The sequence below is a fragment of the Nonomuraea sp. NPDC003201 genome (assembly GCF_053590415.1).
In genome coordinates, this window is record NZ_JBSFTC010000099.1 from 1 (window position 1) to 16,660 (window position 16,660).

Consider the following 16,660-nt stretch of genomic DNA (forward strand, 5'->3'; position numbering starts at 1 on the left):
GGGCGAGGCGGCAGCCCCGGCCGCCGCGCCGGGCCCTGCGCGTGTGCGGGACCTTGCGCGTGTGCCGGTCCCTGGCCGTGCGCCGGGCCTCGCGCGTGTGCCGGGCCTTCCCCATGGGCGGGGCTCTGACCGTGCGCCGGGCCCTGGCCGTGCGAGAGGCCTTGCGAGGGGCCTTGGGTGTAGGCGGGGCCTTGGGCATCCGCCGGAGGCCGGGCGTGCGAGGGGCCTTGGGGGTGCGTGGGGCCCTGTGGCGCGCTGGGCCACTCCAGCGCCTCCTGCGGCGGGTTGGGCCGGCCCATCGCCTCCCGAGGCGCTTCCGGCCAGCCCATCGCCTCCTGCGGCCCGCTCGGCCGCCCCTCCGGCGCGCCGTAGCCCGGAGGCGGCGTTCCACGACCGCCACGGCCGGGCAGGTCGCCCGCGGACGGCACCCGGGGGACCGGCGCCGTCTCCTCGCCGAGCAGGTCCTGATCGAGACGCGGGTCGTGCCCGGAACGCCGCCCCTGGCCGGGCGGCGGTGCGCCGCCGCCGGAGTGGTTGCCGAGACCCGGGGGCGGCTCCTGGCTGGGCGGGGGCGGGGGCGGGTCGTCCTCGCGCCGCGGGTCGTTCCTGGGCGAGAACCAGTCGCGCTCGTTCGTGCTCATCCTGAGATCACTTCTTGTCGGTCGAGTAGACGTCCTGAGGCGAGGCCGCGAGCTTGCGCGCGCCCTCGTCGTCCAGGCCGAGATCCACCTCGACCTCCGGCTGGTACGGCTCCACCACGAACCCCTTGTTCAGCCCGAACACGACATGCGCCCCCGCCAGCTCGGACGACGGCACCTCGAAGAAGAAGCGCCCGCTCTTCCAGATGTCCGGCTGCACCCATGACATGGCCATCGTGAGGTCGTTGTTGACCCGGTCGGTGGCGTCGAACCTCTTCCCGTCGGCGGTCAGCAGCTCCGGCTGCTCCAGGTGATAGGGCTTGAGGCTGGACTTGGCCGTGACGTTGACGACGAGGAAGAGGTTGTCGGTCCCGATCGTCTTGCTGCCGCTCTGGATCGACTTCGCGGCCGTGAACGAGTCGAGCCGCAGGGAGAACCGCCGGGCGTCCACCACCTCGCCCTTGGCGCCCGTGTACGTGATCGGGTCGGTGATCTCACCCTCGGCCATGTGCAGGGTCTGCAGCCAGACGGCCCCGCCCAGCAGCACCAGCCCGACGACGCCGCTGAGCAGCCGGGTGCCGATCCCCGGTCCCCGGCCCGCCCTCCTGCCGCGGCGACCGGGCGCGACAGTTGATCTTTGCTGCGTGGCGGTCACGTTGCGTCACCCTTCTTGACCGCAAGAGTCACCCGCGCCTTGATCTCGGGATAGAACTTCATGGTGTCGAGGTTCTCGTTGGAGACCATCTGCCAGCGCGGGACGTTGCTGTTGAAGCCGGGCTCGTACTCGAACGACGCGACGTCCATCGTGATCTTCTCCGGCGGCTGCTCGTTGTCCTTGAGCCGGTAGCGGAGGATGACCTGGCTGGTCACCCCCGGGTGAAGCTGGCCGGTCTCGCCTCCCTTGGCCTGGGCGAACGTGAACGGCCCCGCGTCCTTGGGGAAGGTGGGGGTGATCTTCACCAGGGAGCCGGCGAAGGAGTCGCTCGTGAAGGCCTGTTCCAGCTTCGCCGGGGGCAGGCCGACCTGGTAGGTCCTGTCGCCCTTGTTGGTGACCTCGAAGACCAGCTCCACGAACCGCTTGTCCTCGTCCCACTGCGACTCGGCCTTCTGGACCGTCACGCGCGACTCGACGAACTTGGTGGCGTACAGGCCCTGATCGAGCACCGCGCCCGCGCCCAGCGCCTCAGGCTCCTCGGCGGCCTCGCTCAGTCCGCCCAGGAGGGCGGTGATGCCGATGGCGGTGAAAGCCATCAGGGCAAGGGCGGGCACCACTACCGGGCGTCTGGGCTTGTCACTGCTTGCGCCGGAGGGTTCCGTCATGGGTAAGGATGGTAGTAGGTCTCGCTTGTCCCATCTGCCGCAATACTCCCATCGGACTGGGAGAATTGCCGAGAAACCCTGCCGCTACGGGCCTCGAAGCTCATACGCTGTCACGGAGCGGAAAGGGTTGGCCCTTACTCCTAACGACATATCGGCGGCCGGAGGGTCACGTGACGGACGTGCATCCCGAGCATGCCCAGCTCCAGGCGGACCGCATCTACCTGGGCTGGCAGTACATCCTGCTGCACTCCGACCCTGGCCCGCCGCCCAAGCGCCCCTCTCCGCTCGAGGAGGCCGCCGCCCCGCCCGGCCCCGTCGACCCGGACCTGCTGCGCCGCGAGCGGCTCCAGGAGGACATGCTCAACAAGCCCGTGCGGCTCGTCCGGACGTTCATGCTGGTGCTGGCCGTGCTCATCCTGGCCGCCGGGATCGCGGGCTACCTCGCGTGGCCGTTCGCGATCGCCGGGCTCACCGCCGCCGGAGGCGTGGCGGGCATCTGCAGTTACGCGCTGTTGCAGGGCGACCGGGCGGTGAAGTACCGCGTGCTGGAGCAGCAGGCCAGGAACGAGCGCCGGCGCGAGGAACGTGACAAGGAGCTGTTCCGCGCCCAGGAGGAGCACGCCCAGCGCTACCGCGAGTGGCAGGACTCCAAGGAACGCCACGACAGGCAGCTCTCGTGGTACGCGGTCGCCGTGCCGGACGAGATCGACCGCATCGACGTGGCGGGTGGCACGCTCCCCGGCTGGTCGGCGCTGATCACGCTGCTCGGCGCCACGCGGCTCTACAGCGGCGGCCACCTGACCGTGCTCGACCTGTCCGAGGGCGCGATCGCCAAGGACCTGATCGAGCTGGCCCGCAAGGGCGGCGACGACCCGCTGGTCTGGGTGCTGCCGGTCGATCTGCCCAAGCTCGACCTGGGGGCCACGCTCAAGCCGGAGGCGTTCGCGGACGTGCTGGCGCACGTGGTGAGCGTGAGCGAGGAGCACCGCACCACGCGCGACCTCAGCTTCGACAACGCGATCCTGGAGCGAGTGCTCGAGGTGCTCGGCGAGAACGCCACGATCAGCCAGGTCACGGCCGCGCTACGGGCGCTCGCGCAGGTGGGCGACCCGCGCGACGACCTGAGGTTCGGGCTGATCACGGCCACCCAGCTGGAGCGCATCGGCACGCTGTTCGGGCGCGGCGTGAGCGAGCGGGTGGTGATCGAGCGGGCCTGGGCGCTGGAGTCGCAGTTGCGCAAGCTGGAGACGCTCGGCACGGAGGCCGTACGGCTGCCGCCGGCGCGGCTGCGGGTGGTGAGCATGGACCGGCAGGCGGGCGCCTTCGGCAACCGGGTGCTCGGCACGTACGTGGCCACCGCGCTCACCCACATCCTGCGCCAGTCCCCGGCCTCGGACCGGCCCTGGTACCACACGATCATCGTGGCGGGCGCGGACAAGCTCAGAGGCGACGTGCTCGACCGGCTGATGGACGCCTGCGAGACCTCCCGTACCGGACTGGTCCTGACTTATCGGTCTTTGACCCCAACGGTGCGGGAGCGGCTCGGCAGGGGGCACGCGGCGGTCGCGTTCATGCGGCTGGGCAACGCCGAGGACGCGCGCGTCGCCAGCGAGCACGTCGGCACCGAGCACCGGCTGGAGCTGGCCCAGCTCACCGAGACGATCAGCGACTCGCTGCCCGGCCTCGACGGCGGCTACACCTCCACGATCTCCCAGATGGACGACGACGGCGCGGAGGACCGCGACGAGAACCTCGCGGATCTGGCCGGCGACATCACCGAGTCCACCGAGTGGGGCAGGACCGCCGACAAGATCTCCGAGAAGGAGCGGGTGCTGCAGCGCTCGCGCGAGTTCCTCGTCGAGCCGCACCAGCTCCAGCAGCTCCCCACGACCTCCGTGATCGTCACCGACGCCACGGCCGAGGGCAGGCGCGTACGCCTCGCCGACGCGAACCCCGCCATCCTGACCTTCCCCAAGACCACGCTCGGCGAGCTGGAGGACGTACGCGAGGCCGTGCTCGCGCTCGACCCCCAGGCACAGGGCACTGACGGCGAACCCCCACCGAACCTCGGGCCACCACCGCCACGCCTGGACTGGCGCAAGGGCAGGCAATGACATGGTCAATGTCAACGTGACGAGCTGACGGTTGGCGGAATTTAACAAAGAACCGTCTGTGGGGGAATGAAATGCAGCCGAGTGTGTCGCTGAATGGGCCCTGGTATCGAATCCAGTCGATCGCAGCGCCCTCGCGAAGCTCGTCGGCGGAGTGGGATTTCGTCACCGTGCTGCCCGCGGTGCTGTCGGCGGCGCAACGCGACCGGCCGTTCGTCATCGGGTGGCTGTCGCGGGGATCCGGCGCGCCGCTCGAGCTCATCACCAACGCCGGGCCGTTGTCGCCGCCGCGCCAGCCGCGCAGGTCGACCGACGCGCCCGGCCGCCCGAGCGGGCCGCAGCCGTTGCTGTTCCCGGGTGGGGCGCGCGGGGTCCAGCTCGACGAGGAGTATCTCGCCGACCTGGCGGACCTGGTGTGGACGCCGTGCCCGGGCCGCCAGGCGCCGCCGCTGGGGAACAAGGGTCGCGAGTTCGACCCGGACGAGCTCAGGCGGCCGACGTTGTTCGAGTCGACGCTGGTGACGCTCATGTCGAGGCCCTTCGCCTGGCTGGTGGTGGCCGAGCCGACCGACCTGCTCGATGCCGAGGTGGCGCACCTGCGTACCCAGCTCAACGTGCTCAGGCAGTACGGGGACGCCTCCGAGCGCTCCCGCTTCGACGCCGAGCGGGCCGAGCGGCGCATGCAGGAGCTGGACGCCTTCAGGGAGGCGGGGCTCTGGAACGTTCGCGTGCTGGCCGGGGGCGCCACCGCCGAGGAGCTGCGGCAGATCGCTCCCGTGCTGGTCGGGTCGGTCGAGATGAGCCATCATCCGTACCGGCTGCGCAGCTCGCACGGCGCCGCCTACGGCCTGTCGGAGGCCCTCGCCATCACCATGCAGGACCCGACGGACGGCGCCGCCGCCCCGTTCGCCGCCACCGCCGGAGCGCTCGCGGCGCTGGCCGGGCTGCCCAGGCGGGAGGTCCCGGGGGTACGCGTGCTCGAGTCGGGCTTCTTCGACGTGACGTCCGAGGCCGACGGCGGCGAGCTGGAGCTGGGCGAGATCCTCGACGGGCAGGACAGGGGGGTCGGGACGTTCCGGGTGCCGCTGGCCACGCTTAACCGGCACGCGTTCGTCACCGGGGCCACCGGCTCAGGCAAGTCTCAGACGGTGCGCCACCTGCTGGAGCAGCTCAGCCGGGCCCGCATCCCGTGGCTGGCCATCGAGCCCGCCAAGTCCGAGTACGCCGCCATGGCCGGGCGCCTCGACGACCCGGTCACCGTCATCAACCCGTCGGCGCCGGACGGCGTGCCGTTCAGCATCAACCCGCTCGAACCCGAGCCCGGCTACCCCGTCCAGGCCCACATCGACATGGTCAGGGCGCTGTTCATGGCGGCGTTCGACGCCGAGGAGCCGTTCCCGCAGATCATGTCGCTGGCGCTGCAGCGCGTCTACGAGGCCACCGGCTGGGACGTCGTCACCGGCGGCGCCGTGCCGGGCTCGAACGTCCCGCCCAGCATCCCCACCCTCGAACAGCTCCAGCAGCACGCCATGGACGTGATCAAGGAGATCGGCTACGGCCGCGAGGTCCAGGCCGACGTGGAGGGGTTCATCTCGCTCCGGCTCCGGTCCCTGCGGGTCGGCTCGGCGGGGCGCTTCTTCGAGGGCGGCCACCCCGCCGACATCGGCGGCCTGCTGGAGCGGGACGTCGTGCTGGCGATCGAGGACGTGGCCAACGACGAGGACAAGGCGTTCCTCATGGGCACGCTGATCATCCGGATCGTCGAGCACCTGCGGATGCGGGCCCGCCGGGAGAAGTCCCACGAGCTGCGCCACGTCATCGTGATCGAGGAGGCGCACCGGCTGCTGCGCGACCGCGGCCACGGCCGGGCCTCCACGCACGCGGTGGAGCTGCTGGCCGGGCTGCTGGCGGAGATCCGCGCGTACGGCGAGGGCATCGTGGTGGCGGAGCAGATCCCGACCAAGCTCGTCTCCGACGTCGTCAAGAACACCGCGCTCAAGGTCGTGCACCGGCTCCCGGCCGAGGATGACAGGAAGCTCGTCGGAGACGCCATGAACCTCAGCGACGAGCAGTCCCGCCACGTGGTCTCCCTGCAGCCGGGTTCGGCCGCGGTCTTCGCCGACGGGATGGACCGGCCGCTGCGGGTCCGCGTGCCGCTGGGGGAGTCCCGCGAGAAGGTGCTGCCCGGCCCGCCGCCGCCCATCCGCGGCCGCCGGTCCGCGGCGTGCGGCGCGTCCTGCCGCACCGGGCAGGCGTGCACGCTGGTGGAGCTGCGCGAGGCCGACGTGCTCGCCGACGCTCCCGAGTGGGCCTGGCTGCGCATCTGGTGCGACACGGTCGTGCTCGCCTTCGTCAGCAACCGGCCGCTGCCCGGCGTTCCGCGCGCCCTCGGCGCAGCCTGGGGCGAGCTGCCGGCGCGGCGCGGCGAGTGCCTGCTGGCGACCCTGATCGAACGCTCGGTGCAGCGGCGCGCCTGGTCGCTGCGCAGCTGGTTCGACCCCGCCCTGCTCACCGAGAAGGCCGCCGAGACCGCCACGCGGCTGCTCGCCGGGCTCGACGGCGGCGGGGACCGGCCGGGCGCCTCGTGGGTGATCCCGCAGGTCCGGTGGCTGCACGAGGTGGACAGGCTCTTCCCGTACGGCCACGCGGCCCCCAACCTGCGCAGCCCGGCGCCACCCATGGAGTACGCCCTCTTCCGCCAGCCCTCGAACGGCAACGGCGCCAACCCCGACCTCGTCCACACCGAGCTGCTCGGGCACCGCGCCAAGGCGCTGCGGCACCACCCGCTGTCGATGGAGGTGGACCGGAACCGGGCGCTGGCCTGGCGGGTCATCCTGGGGGACGACGAGAACGAGGGGGTGCAGCGGGACATCACGACGGTGGCGATCGGGATCGAGTCGTCGGCGCGGCTGCGGCACGTGGGGCAGACGATGGGGGCGGGGTGGCTGGAGGGCGTGCTGTCGTGGCCGCGACGCTTCGTCCTGCCGTTCGACCACGGCGGCGCCCCGGAGATCGCCTTCGCCGACGCCGCCCCCTCCCCGTCCTGACCTCCGGGGCTCCGCGGTCGCGGCGGCGGGTCTCGGCGATGACGGTGGAGGGGCTCAGCGGTCGCGGCGGCGTTCGAGGCGCTTGCGGCGGGCCACCTCCCGCCGGTGCTCAGCCGCCTCCCGCCGCCGGGCCCGCCGGTCGTCCGCCGCCTCCGTCTTCCGGCTCTCCAGCTCCAGCCGCAGCGCCTCCTGGGAGGCCGTGCTCCGGCGGGACACCCCGGCCGCCGCCCGGGCCGCCAGTTTCGCGGCCCGCTTGGGGTTGACCCGCTTGGCCTCTCGTCCTTCCGAAGGGACGGGAGGTGCGGCGGCCGCCCGTTCGAGCAGCGCGACGCCGTGCCGCCGCAGGAACTCGTACAACTCCGGATCGGTGGGCTCGGACCCGAGCGTGAAACGGGTCGCCCGGACCGTGCCGTCCTCGACGATCTCGAGTACGCCGACCCAGAACGGCCCGTCCAGATAAACCGACATCGTCACCACGTCGCCCTCCATGCGCGTATGCCGAAATGACGGCCTGTCGAGGCCGCTTCCGGCACACCGGACATCCCATGGAAGGGCGGATACGGTGAAGCTTCGCCCGGGCTACCGACCGGGCCGCGTTTTCGTGTGCTTCTCCAGACTATCGGCCAATGCCGACTAGGATCCTTGGGCATGACCCAGCTTCCTCTGCGGGCCCAGCTCGCCAGCGCCCTGGGCCGCAGTGCCGCGACGCTGTCCAAGATGACCGGGCGCGGGGACGGGTCGGTGATCGGCGGGCGAGTGGGCCTGCTGCTTGAGCCCGACCTCCTGCGCAAGCTGGCCCGCGACCGCAAGCTGGCCCTGGTCAGCGCCACCAACGGCAAGACCACCACCACGCGGCTGATCACCTCGGCGCTCCTCGAGCTCGGCGACGTCGCCACCAACGCGCTGGGCGCCAACATGCCCGCCGGCCACGTCTCGGCGCTCTCCCAGAACAAGGCCGCCCCGTACGGGGTGCTCGAAGTGGACGAGAAATACCTGCCGGAGGTCCTCGACACCACCGGCGCGGGCGTCGTGTGCCTGATGAACCTCAGCCGCGACCAGATGGACCGCGCCGCCGAGATCTGGCTGCTCGCCCAGAAGTGGCGCAGGGCGCTGTCCGGCAAGCCCACCCACGTCATCGCCAACTGCGACGACCCGCTCGTGACCTGGGGCGCCTCCACGGCGGCGAAGGTCACCTGGGTCTCCGGCGGTCAGCGGTGGAAGGAAGACTCCTGGTGCTGCCCCGAGTGCGGTGGCCCGCTGGATCGTAAGGACGCCGACTGGGCGTGCAAGGAGTGCACGTTCCACCGGCCGGAGCCGCAGTGGGCGATCGACGACGAGGTGGCCGTCGATCCGCGCGGGCAGCGGTGGCTGCTCGACATCCAGCTGCCCGGCCTGGCCAACCGGTCCAACGCGGTGATGGCGCTGGCGGTGGCCGAGGCGTTCGGGGTGCCGGTGGAGCGGGCGCTGCCGCGGCTGCGCCAGGTCACCTCGGTGGCCGGCCGCTACACCACGGTCGAGCGCGACGGCCGCCACGCGCGGCTGCTGCTGGCGAAGAACCCGGCGGGGTGGCTGGAGGCGTTCGACGTGGCCGACCCGCAGTTGCCGATCATCCTCTCGGTCAACGCGAACGGCCCCGACGGGCGCGACACCTCCTGGCTGTGGGACGTCGACTACCGCATCCTGCGCGGGCGCCCCGTCTTCGTGACGGGCGAGCGCCGCCTCGACCTGGCGCTCCGGCTCGACGTGGCGGACGTGCCGTTCACGCTGTGCGGCTCGTTCACGGAGGCGCTGTCCATGCAGCCTCCCGGCCGGGTCGACGTCATCGCCAACTACACCGCCTTCCAGCAGATCCGAACGGAGTTCGGCCGTGCCGACTGACAGCGCCCTTCGCATCGTCTGGATCTATCCTGACCTGCTGAGCACGTACGGTGACCAGGGCAACGCGCTCGTCCTGGAGCAGCGCGCGAACCGCCGGGGGATCGCGACCGAGACGATCCACGTACGTTCGGCGGACCCGGTGCCGGATTCGGGCGACATCTACCTCATCGGCGGCGGCGAGGACCGCCCCCAGATCCTGGCCGCCGAACGCCTGCGCCGCGACGGCGGCCTCCACCGCGCCGTCGCCCGCGGCGCCGCCCTGCTGGCGGTGTGCGCCGGATACCAGATCATGGGCAGCACGTTCGGGGGCGAGGAGGGCCAGCCGGTGGACGGGATCGGGCTGCTGGACATCGCCAGCTCCCGCGGTCCCGCCCGAGCGGTCGGCGAGCTGGCCGCCGAGGTGGACGCCGCGCTCGACCTGCCCACCCTGACCGGCTTCGAGAACCACATGGGCATCACCCATCTGGGCCCCGGCGTCAAGCCCCTGTCCCGGACCCTCGTCGGAGTGGGCAACGGAGACGGCTTCGAGGGCTGCTACGCGGGCCACGTGGTGGGCACCTACCTCCACGGGCCCGCCCTGGCCCGCAACCCGGCCCTGGCCGACCTGCTGCTGTCGTGGCGGGTGGGCGACCTGGCACCCCTCGACGACTCCCGCTACGAGGCCCTGCGCCGGGAACGCCTGGCCGCCGTCCTGCCCGGCTGACCGGTCTCCTCGTCGGGAGGGAAGAAGGGCAACTCCAGGTGGACGTGGTCGGCGGCGGCGAGGATCTTCGCGGCGTCGTCGACCGGCGGGTGGATTGCCTGGTTGATCCGCGTCTTGATCTCCTTGCCGTCGGCGCCTGAGGCCATCACCCTTCGGTCCCAGCCCCGGGTGAAGATCCCGCCGGCGCCGCCCAGGTCCAGGCAGGTGACGTACGGGCCGGGGGTGAAGTCGCGCAGCGGCACGCCGAGCAGGTCGGCCGCCGCGTTGTACCCGGCGACCTTGCCGAGCGGGGTGGCGTGCTGGCAGGCCTGCATGACCGTGTGCTCGGCGTCGAACGCCGCGGCGGCTGTGTCCCCGGCGGCGAACACCTCGGGAAGGGCACGCAGGTGCCGGTCCACCGGGACCCGGCCGAGGTGGTCGAGCTCGGCGGAGATCTGCCGGGTGAGCTCGCTGGCCCTCATCCCGACCGCCCAGACCACCGCGTCCGCCTCGACCCGGGTGCCGTCGGACAGGACGGCGTACCCGTCGCCTACCTCCGTCACCGTGGCCCCGAGGCGGCGTTCGACGCCCAGCTTGTCCAGCGCCGCCACGATCTCCTCGCGCGGGCCCGGGCCGAGCTGGTGCCCGACCACCTGTGAGCGGTCCACCAGCAGCACCCGGCCCCGGGCGGCCAGCTCGGTCGCGGCCTCCAGGCCCACGAACCCCGCCCCGACGACCACGGCGCGGTAGTTCTCGCGATCGCGCAGGTGGTCGGCGAGCCGCCGGGCCTCGTCCAGGGTGTCGATGTCGAAGAGCCGTTCGGCGCCGGGCAGGCCCTCGGGCCGGACGAGCTTGCTGCCCGCCGCCAGCACCAGGCGGTCGTAGCCGATCTCCCGGCCGTCGGCCACCACCACGCGGCGGCCGGTGTCGATCGTGCTCACCGAGACCCGCAGGTGCTCGACGCCGATCGGCCCGAGGACCCGGCCGAGTTCCACCTTTGCCAGGTCCGGCTCCGGCTCGTACAGGCGTGGTCGTAGCACCAGGTGCTCGTTCGGCGAGACGAGCGTGATGCGCAGGTCCGCCGCTCCGCGCGCCAGCGCCGCTCCCGCCGCGCTCCACACGCCCGCGAAACCGCCTCCGATGATCACAACGTGGGCCACTGTGCCGTCCTCTCTCCGCCTGGCCCCCGGGGGATCGGGGGCGCCTGGCCCCCGGGGGATCGGAGACCGGTCGGCAGGGAGACAAGACGGCGGGGTCAGATGTGACCGAGGCGGGCGGGTTTCTCCGGATTGACCAGCCCGCGAGGTCAGATGTGACCGAGGCGGGCGAGCTTGTCCGGATTGACCAGCCGCCTGAACGTCGTGATCCGCCCGTCGGCGATCTCCACGGTGTCGAGCCAGACCAGCTCGCCGCCGTGGTAGGTCGCCAGGGCCGGGCGCCCGTTCACTTCGATGACCTGGAACGCGTCGGGCCGCCTCAGCTCGATCTGCCTGACCGCCAGCAGGGCGATCCGCTCGGCGCCCCGGACCGGCCTGCGCGCCGCGGTCACCTCGCCGCCGCCGTCGGCGACGTACACGGCCTCGGGGTGCAGCAGCTGGACGAGCCCGGCCATGTCACCCGCGTCGGCGGCCGCCTTGAACGCCCTGAGCAGCCGTTCGGTCTCGGCCCTGGACGCCCGGGGCCGCTCCTGGACCGCGGCGACCCGCGCCCGCGCGCGCGAGGCGAGCTTGCGGCCGGCGGCGGGCGTGCTGTCGAGCACCTCGGCGATCCGGGCGAACGGGAAGTCGAAGACGTCGTGCAGCACCAGCGCGACGCGTTCGGCGGGGGTGAGCGTCTCCATGACCACCAGCATCGCGGTGCTCACCGACTCGTCCATGAGCACCTGGGCGGCGGCGTCGGGCCCGGTCAGCAGCGGTTCGGGCAGCCAGGGGCCGACGTAGGACTCGCGGCGGACGCGGGCCGACTGCAGCACGTTGTAGGACGTCCGGGCGGCCACGGTCACCAGCCAGGCCCGCAGATCCCGCACCTCGGACAGGTCGGCGGCGACGGCGCGCAACCAGACCTCCTGCGTAACGTCCTCGGCCTCCGTCACGGTGCCGAGGATCCGGTAGGCCGCCCCGAAGACGGCGGAGCGATGCGCTTCCCACTCGGCCTCCGCCAACGCGCCGGTCGTCTCCACCCTCTTGCCTCCTCGATCGACTCCCGATCCTAGGCAAACCCTCTCTGCCCGCCGGAACTGCGGGGGTCAGGACGGGCCCGGCCTCGACGTGTTCTGGGCCGGTGTCCGAGCATGGTTGGTGAGCCATGACGACCGGGCCGAAAGCCAAGAGCCGACGGGCGCGCAACGGGCGTTGGAGCTGTTGCCCGCCATGACTCCCGCACCTTGCCACCCTCGCCATCGGCCACCGATACCTGCCACTACTCCCGCACCTTGCTGACTTCGCCATCGGCCACCGATACCGGCGTCGGATGTCGGCCACCGATACCGGCGCACGGATGTCGGCCACCGGGGTTGGCCACGGGGTCGGCCATAGACACCCGCCACAGACACCCGCCACCGGGAGGTAGCCGCCACCGGGGGGTAGCCGCCACCAGGGTGCGGCCGATGTCGGCGGGCCGGAGGCCTCGCCCAGGCCGCAGCCGGGCCGCGCGGCGGTCTTTTCACACTTTTTCGTATTTTTCGTGCCTTTCGCGCAGAACGCCACCGTCTCCAGCAACGCGCGATCATCCCCGGTTGACATGCAGCCATCAAGCTGCCTATGGTCGAGATATGCAGCCAATTGACTGCATGTCTGGCCTGGATGGCGGTAGATGGGCTAAATGGACGAGGTGTTCAAGGCGCTGGCCGACCCCAGTCGCCGCAGGCTGCTCGACAGCCTCAACGCCCGCAACGGGCAAACCCTGCGCGAGCTGTGCGCGGGCCTGGACATGGCCAGGCAGTCGGTCAGCAAGCACCTGGCCGTGCTGGAGGAGGCCAACCTGGTGACCACGGTGTGGCGCGGCCGGGAGAAGCTGCACTACCTCAACGCCGTGCCGATCAACGCCATCGCCGATCGCTGGATCAACCAGTACGACCGGCGGCGAGCCGACGCGCTCGCAGACCTCAAGACGGCTTTGGAGAGCCCCATGACCAGCAACGATTTCGTATACACGACATACATCAAAACCACCCCGGAGCGGCTCTGGCGGGCCCTGACCGAGCCCGCCTTCACCCTCAGCTATTGGGGCGTCGAGATCGAGTCCGACTGGAAGGTGGGCTCGACGATGGCCTGGAAGCTGGGCGGCGTCACCATCGAGGACCCCGAGCAGGTCGTACTCGAGTCCGACCCCCACCGCCGCCTGGCCTACTCCTGGCACACCTTCACGCCGGAGTTCGCCAAGGCCGTCGGCCTGAGCGACGAAGCACTGGCCCGGGTGACCGCGGAGCCCAGGTCCAAGGTGACTTTCGACATCGAACAAGCTGGGGAGACGGTCAAGCTGACCATCGTGCACAGCGGCTTCGAGCCCGACAGCGGCGTACGCGAGTCGATCAGCCAAGGCTGGCCCGAACTGCTCTCCAACCTCAAGACCCTGCTGGAAACCGGCGAAACGATGGCGCCCATCACCGAGACCGCCAGGTGGGAGTCGCAGGACGAGAAAGGAACCTGACCATGGCCGTTGACACGCTCACACTCACCAAGATCCCCGACGTACAGACCGCAATGCTCATCCGCAGGCCGCCCGCCGAGGTCTTCGAGGCGTTCGCGGACCCGGAGGTCACGACCAGGTTCTGGTTCACCAAGAGCACCGGCAGGATGACACCGGGTGCGCGGCTCCAGTGGACGTGGGAGATGTACGGAGTCTCCACGAATGTGCTGGTCAAGGAGGTGGAGGAGGGAAGCAGGATCCTCTTCCAATGGAACGAGGACCACCCGCTGACCGTCGAGTTCCGCTTCACCCCGTACGGCCAGGACGTCACCTTCGTCGAGGTGACGGAGAGCGGGCTCACCGGGTCCGGAGACGAGATCGTCGCCCACGTGGCGGGTTCGACGGGCGGCTTCACGATCGTCCTGTGCGCGGCGAAGGCACTGCTGGAGCAGAACATCGAACTCAACGCCGTACGCGACCGCCACCCCAGCGGCCCATAACCCAGCCCCTCCCCACCACCACACAGCCACACACCGCTACACGGTCATGCACGGCCACACACCACCACACGGCCACGCACGGTCGCACCCCGCCATACGGCTATGCATCGCCACGGGCGGCCACACGGTCGTGCCCGGCTACGCACGGTCGCGTACCGCCGCACGGCTACGCATCGCCACGGGCCGCCGCACGGCTACGCACGGCCGCCACACACGGTCTCGTACCGCCACACGGCCATGTGCGGCCGCGCACCACACATGGTCGCGCCCCGCCACACGGCTACGCACGGTCGCGTACCGCCGCACGGCTACGCATCGCCACGGGCCGCCGCACGGCCGCGCCACACATGGTCGCGCCTCGCCACACGGCCACGCACCGGCACACGGTCGCGCACCGGCACACGGTCGCGCACCGGCACACGGTCGCGCACCGGCACACGGCCACGCACGGTCGCGCACCGCCACACGGCTACGCACGGCCACGCGGGATGACATACGACCACACGACCACACGGTCGCGGGCCGCCACACGCGGGCGCGCGTGCCGAGGTCGGCGCATATCCCTGCACTCAGGGCAGGCACCTGGTCTTCGCGCGCCTCGTCTTTCGGACGCCAACGGATGAGCCTCAGGCGTGACGTGCGGTCTACGACCCGAAAGCTCAGTAGACCAGCGCTTGGGCGCCTTCCCTGACCACTTCCTCGACGAACGCCGGCGCGCCCGCGATGCGGACCCCGTCGATGAGGTCGTCCACGGTGATGTTCCTACGGGCCGCGCACTGGGTGCAGAGTGTCACGCGCCCCGCCGCCAGCACGGCGTCGAGGAGGTCGGCGAGCGGTGCGGCGTGCGGCAGGCTGAACTCCTTGGCCCGGCCCGGCAGCGCGAACCACGAGGCCTCGCCGGTCAGCCACAGGGAAACGGGCACACCACTCGCGAGCGCGGCGGCCGCGACATTGAACGCCTGGTTGCACCGCTCAGGGGCATCTGCCCCGGCGGTCACCTTGATCACCAGTGATCGTTCCATACCCGTCACCCTAACGCCCCCCGACTTCCGGCGAAGGACTCCAACCGAATACACAAGCCCGCGCAGGAAAGACCTCCCCTTGACCGAAGAGACGCCGCGAAGGACACCGCCCAACAGGCTCCCCCAAGGGACGCCGAAGGACGCCACCCAACAGGCTCCCCCAAGGGACGCCGAAGGACGCCACCCGACAGGCTCCCGCAGGGGATGCCGAAGGGCCCCGCCCCACGGGCTGCTACGAGGGATGCCGGAGGACACCGCCCCATGGGCTCCTGCAGGGGATGCCGGAGGACACCGCCCGACAGTTCTCGCAAAGGACGCCGAAGGGCGCCGCCCGGCAGGCTCTCGCAAGGGACGCCGAAGGACACCGCCCGGCAGGCTCCCGCAAGGGACGCCAAAGGACACCGCCCCACGGGCTGCTACGAGGGAGGCTGGAGGAGGAGCATGTGGATCGAGGCCGAGTTGAAGGCCGTCGTGCGGGATCCCGTCGGCGTACGGGCCGCGTTGCGGGAGCGTGCGCCGGAGACGGCCAACGTTTACCGCGATGTCTACTACGACACCCCCGATCTCCGGTACTCCCGCGACGGGAGGGAGATCCGGGTGAGGGTGGTGGACGATGGCGCGGTGAGCCTGCTCACGTTCAAGGATCCCAGCGTCGATCCGGTCAGCGGGTCCAAGCCTGAGTACGAGACCGGGGTCGAGGACCCCGTGGCGATGGAGGCTGTGCTGCGCAAACTTGGGTTGCAAGAAGTGATCCGGTATGAAAAGCGGTGCAGGAACTACCGGATTTCGAAGTCGGGGCTTTCTTTGGTGGCCACGCTCGTGACCATTCCCGAACTCGACGGTACGTTTCTCGAAATCGAGGCAGTGGTCGAGCCCGACGCGGTTCCCGGCGCATTGCGGGTGATCAGGCAGGTGATGGCGGACGTCGGCATCGGCCGTGATGATCTCACCACCGAGCTGTACACCGAGGCCGTACGGCGAGCCAGGAGCACTACGCTTGGGGAGCATGGAAGAACCTGAGGTGCACCCCGCCCTGGAGCCCATCGCGTTCCTGCTCGGCCGGTGGGAAGGCGCCGGCGTGGGCGGCTACCCGACGATCGAGAGCTTCAACTTCGGGCAGGAGATCGAGTTCGGGCACAACGGGAAGCCGTTCCTGAGCTACGTGAGCCGCACCTGGCTGCTCGACCAGGACGGCAACCGGGTCAAGCCGCTGGCCACCGAATCGGGATACTGGCGCCCGCAGCCCGACAGGCAGATCGAGGTGGTGCTCGCCCACCCGACCGGGATCGTCGAGATCTACATCGGCGAGGTCGTCTTCCACAAGATCGAGCTGCGTACGGACGTCGTGGCCCGCACCGGCACCGCCAAGGAGTACACGGCGGGGCACCGGCTGTACGGGTTGGTCAACGGCAACCTGATGTGGGCGTACGAGATGGCGGCTATGGGTCACCCGCTCACGGACCATATGTCGGCGGAGCTGAAGAAGGTAGCTTGAGCCGATATGAGCACGCCTTTCACCGCTGACGCCGTCGAGGCGATCAAGCGCCACATGAATGACGACCACGCCGGGGACTCGCTGATCATCGTGCGGGCGCTCGGCGGCCGGCCCGACGCCACCTCGGCGGTGACGAGTGACGTGGATGCCGAGGCGATCGAGTTCATGGTCGATGGTGGGGAGCGGGTGCGGGTGCCCTGGGGGGAGACGCTCACCGAGCGGGCCCAGGTGCGTAAGGCCGTGGTGCAGCTCTATCGGGACGCGTGCGACAAGCTCGGCATCGCGGCACGGGGTGAGCACTGAACTGGGGCTCTTGGTCCCGCGCCTGTCCCTTCGCCCC

General features: G+C 71.0%; 15 protein-coding genes and 1 pseudogene. 9 read left to right on the top strand and 7 right to left on the bottom strand.

What is annotated here, in order from left to right:
- The 3 genes and pseudogenes from ACWDX9_RS29575 to ACWDX9_RS29585 form a co-directional block, all read right to left on the bottom strand.
- Positions 1-641, bottom strand: a pseudogene (locus ACWDX9_RS29575) (hypothetical protein); the annotation flags it as partial.
- 7 nt (positions 642-648) lie between these two features.
- Entirely contained in the window at positions 649-1,293 is a 645-nt protein-coding gene (locus tag ACWDX9_RS29580) for a hypothetical protein (protein ID WP_449959577.1), read from the bottom strand.
- Positions 1,290-1,889, bottom strand: a complete 600-nt coding sequence (locus ACWDX9_RS29585) for a hypothetical protein (protein ID WP_449959579.1) — start codon at positions 1,887-1,889, stop codon at positions 1,290-1,292. The genes ACWDX9_RS29580 and ACWDX9_RS29585 overlap by 4 nt, the downstream gene beginning before the upstream one ends.
- A 239-nt stretch (positions 1,890-2,128) precedes the next feature.
- Between ACWDX9_RS29585 and ACWDX9_RS29590 the strand changes: the two genes are divergently transcribed.
- The gene (locus ACWDX9_RS29590; RefSeq protein WP_449959581.1) at positions 2,129-4,072 is read left to right on the top strand and encodes a hypothetical protein; all 1,944 of its coding nucleotides are present in this window, start codon (positions 2,129-2,131) and stop codon (positions 4,070-4,072) included.
- A gap of 167 nt (positions 4,073-4,239) precedes the next feature.
- Complete coding sequence (locus tag ACWDX9_RS29595) at positions 4,240-7,116, top strand: ATP-binding protein (protein ID WP_449959583.1); 2,877 nt, start codon at positions 4,240-4,242, stop codon at positions 7,114-7,116.
- A gap of 54 nt (positions 7,117-7,170) precedes the next feature.
- Here the strand turns inward: ACWDX9_RS29595 and ACWDX9_RS29600 are convergent, their stop codons facing one another.
- On the bottom strand, positions 7,171-7,605 hold the full coding sequence (locus ACWDX9_RS29600) for a YjdF family protein (RefSeq protein WP_449959585.1): 435 nt from the start codon (positions 7,603-7,605) through the stop codon (positions 7,171-7,173).
- 159 nt (positions 7,606-7,764) lie between these two features.
- On the opposite strand from ACWDX9_RS29600, the gene ACWDX9_RS29605 reads away from it, so the two are divergent.
- The gene (locus ACWDX9_RS29605) at positions 7,765-8,994 is read left to right on the top strand and encodes a MurT ligase domain-containing protein (RefSeq protein WP_449959587.1); all 1,230 of its coding nucleotides are present in this window, start codon (positions 7,765-7,767) and stop codon (positions 8,992-8,994) included.
- Positions 8,984-9,697, top strand: a complete 714-nt coding sequence (locus ACWDX9_RS29610) for a type 1 glutamine amidotransferase (RefSeq protein WP_449959589.1) — start codon at positions 8,984-8,986, stop codon at positions 9,695-9,697. The genes ACWDX9_RS29605 and ACWDX9_RS29610 overlap by 11 nt, the downstream gene beginning before the upstream one ends.
- Here ACWDX9_RS29610 and ACWDX9_RS29615 read toward each other — a convergent pair.
- Both ACWDX9_RS29615 and sigJ read right to left on the bottom strand, forming a co-directional pair.
- The gene (locus ACWDX9_RS29615; protein WP_449959591.1) at positions 9,649-10,836 is read right to left on the bottom strand and encodes an NAD(P)/FAD-dependent oxidoreductase; all 1,188 of its coding nucleotides are present in this window, start codon (positions 10,834-10,836) and stop codon (positions 9,649-9,651) included. The genes ACWDX9_RS29610 and ACWDX9_RS29615 overlap by 49 nt on opposite strands.
- 146 nt (positions 10,837-10,982) lie before the next feature.
- Positions 10,983-11,855: an RNA polymerase sigma factor SigJ gene (sigJ, locus tag ACWDX9_RS29620; protein WP_449959593.1), complete on the bottom strand. Its 873-nt coding sequence runs from the start codon at positions 11,853-11,855 to the stop codon at positions 10,983-10,985.
- A gap of 641 nt (positions 11,856-12,496) precedes the next feature.
- Here sigJ and ACWDX9_RS29625 point away from each other — a divergent pair.
- Together ACWDX9_RS29625 and ACWDX9_RS29630 are read left to right on the top strand one after the other, a co-directional pair.
- Positions 12,497-13,324 carry an ArsR/SmtB family transcription factor gene (locus ACWDX9_RS29625; RefSeq protein ID WP_449959595.1) on the top strand — a complete coding sequence of 276 codons (828 nt, stop codon included), beginning with the start codon at positions 12,497-12,499 and terminating at the stop codon, positions 13,322-13,324.
- A 2-nt stretch (positions 13,325-13,326) separates the two neighbouring features.
- The gene (locus ACWDX9_RS29630) at positions 13,327-13,803 is read left to right on the top strand and encodes an SRPBCC family protein (RefSeq protein ID WP_449959596.1); all 477 of its coding nucleotides are present in this window, start codon (positions 13,327-13,329) and stop codon (positions 13,801-13,803) included.
- Between the two features lie 659 nt (positions 13,804-14,462).
- Here the strand turns inward: ACWDX9_RS29630 and ACWDX9_RS29635 are convergent.
- Positions 14,463-14,825 carry a DsrE family protein gene (locus ACWDX9_RS29635; protein WP_350733216.1) on the bottom strand — a complete coding sequence of 121 codons (363 nt, stop codon included), beginning with the start codon at positions 14,823-14,825 and terminating at the stop codon, positions 14,463-14,465.
- Positions 14,826-15,266: 441 nt separating this feature from the next.
- On the opposite strand from ACWDX9_RS29635, the gene cyaB reads away from it, so the two are divergent.
- From cyaB to ACWDX9_RS29650, 3 genes are read left to right on the top strand one after another with little or no spacing between them, the layout of a single operon-like run.
- Positions 15,267-15,845 carry a class IV adenylate cyclase gene (gene cyaB / locus ACWDX9_RS29640; RefSeq protein WP_449959598.1) on the top strand — a complete coding sequence of 193 codons (579 nt, stop codon included), beginning with the start codon at positions 15,267-15,269 and terminating at the stop codon, positions 15,843-15,845.
- The gene (locus ACWDX9_RS29645) at positions 15,832-16,320 is read left to right on the top strand and encodes an FABP family protein (RefSeq protein ID WP_449959599.1); all 489 of its coding nucleotides are present in this window, start codon (positions 15,832-15,834) and stop codon (positions 16,318-16,320) included. Before cyaB ends, ACWDX9_RS29645 begins: the two co-directional genes overlap by 14 nt.
- Positions 16,321-16,326: 6 nt before the next feature.
- Positions 16,327-16,623, top strand: coding sequence for a DUF2470 domain-containing protein (locus ACWDX9_RS29650; protein ID WP_350733221.1), 297 nt, complete (start codon positions 16,327-16,329; stop codon positions 16,621-16,623).
- Positions 16,624-16,660: the final 37 nt, after the last annotated feature.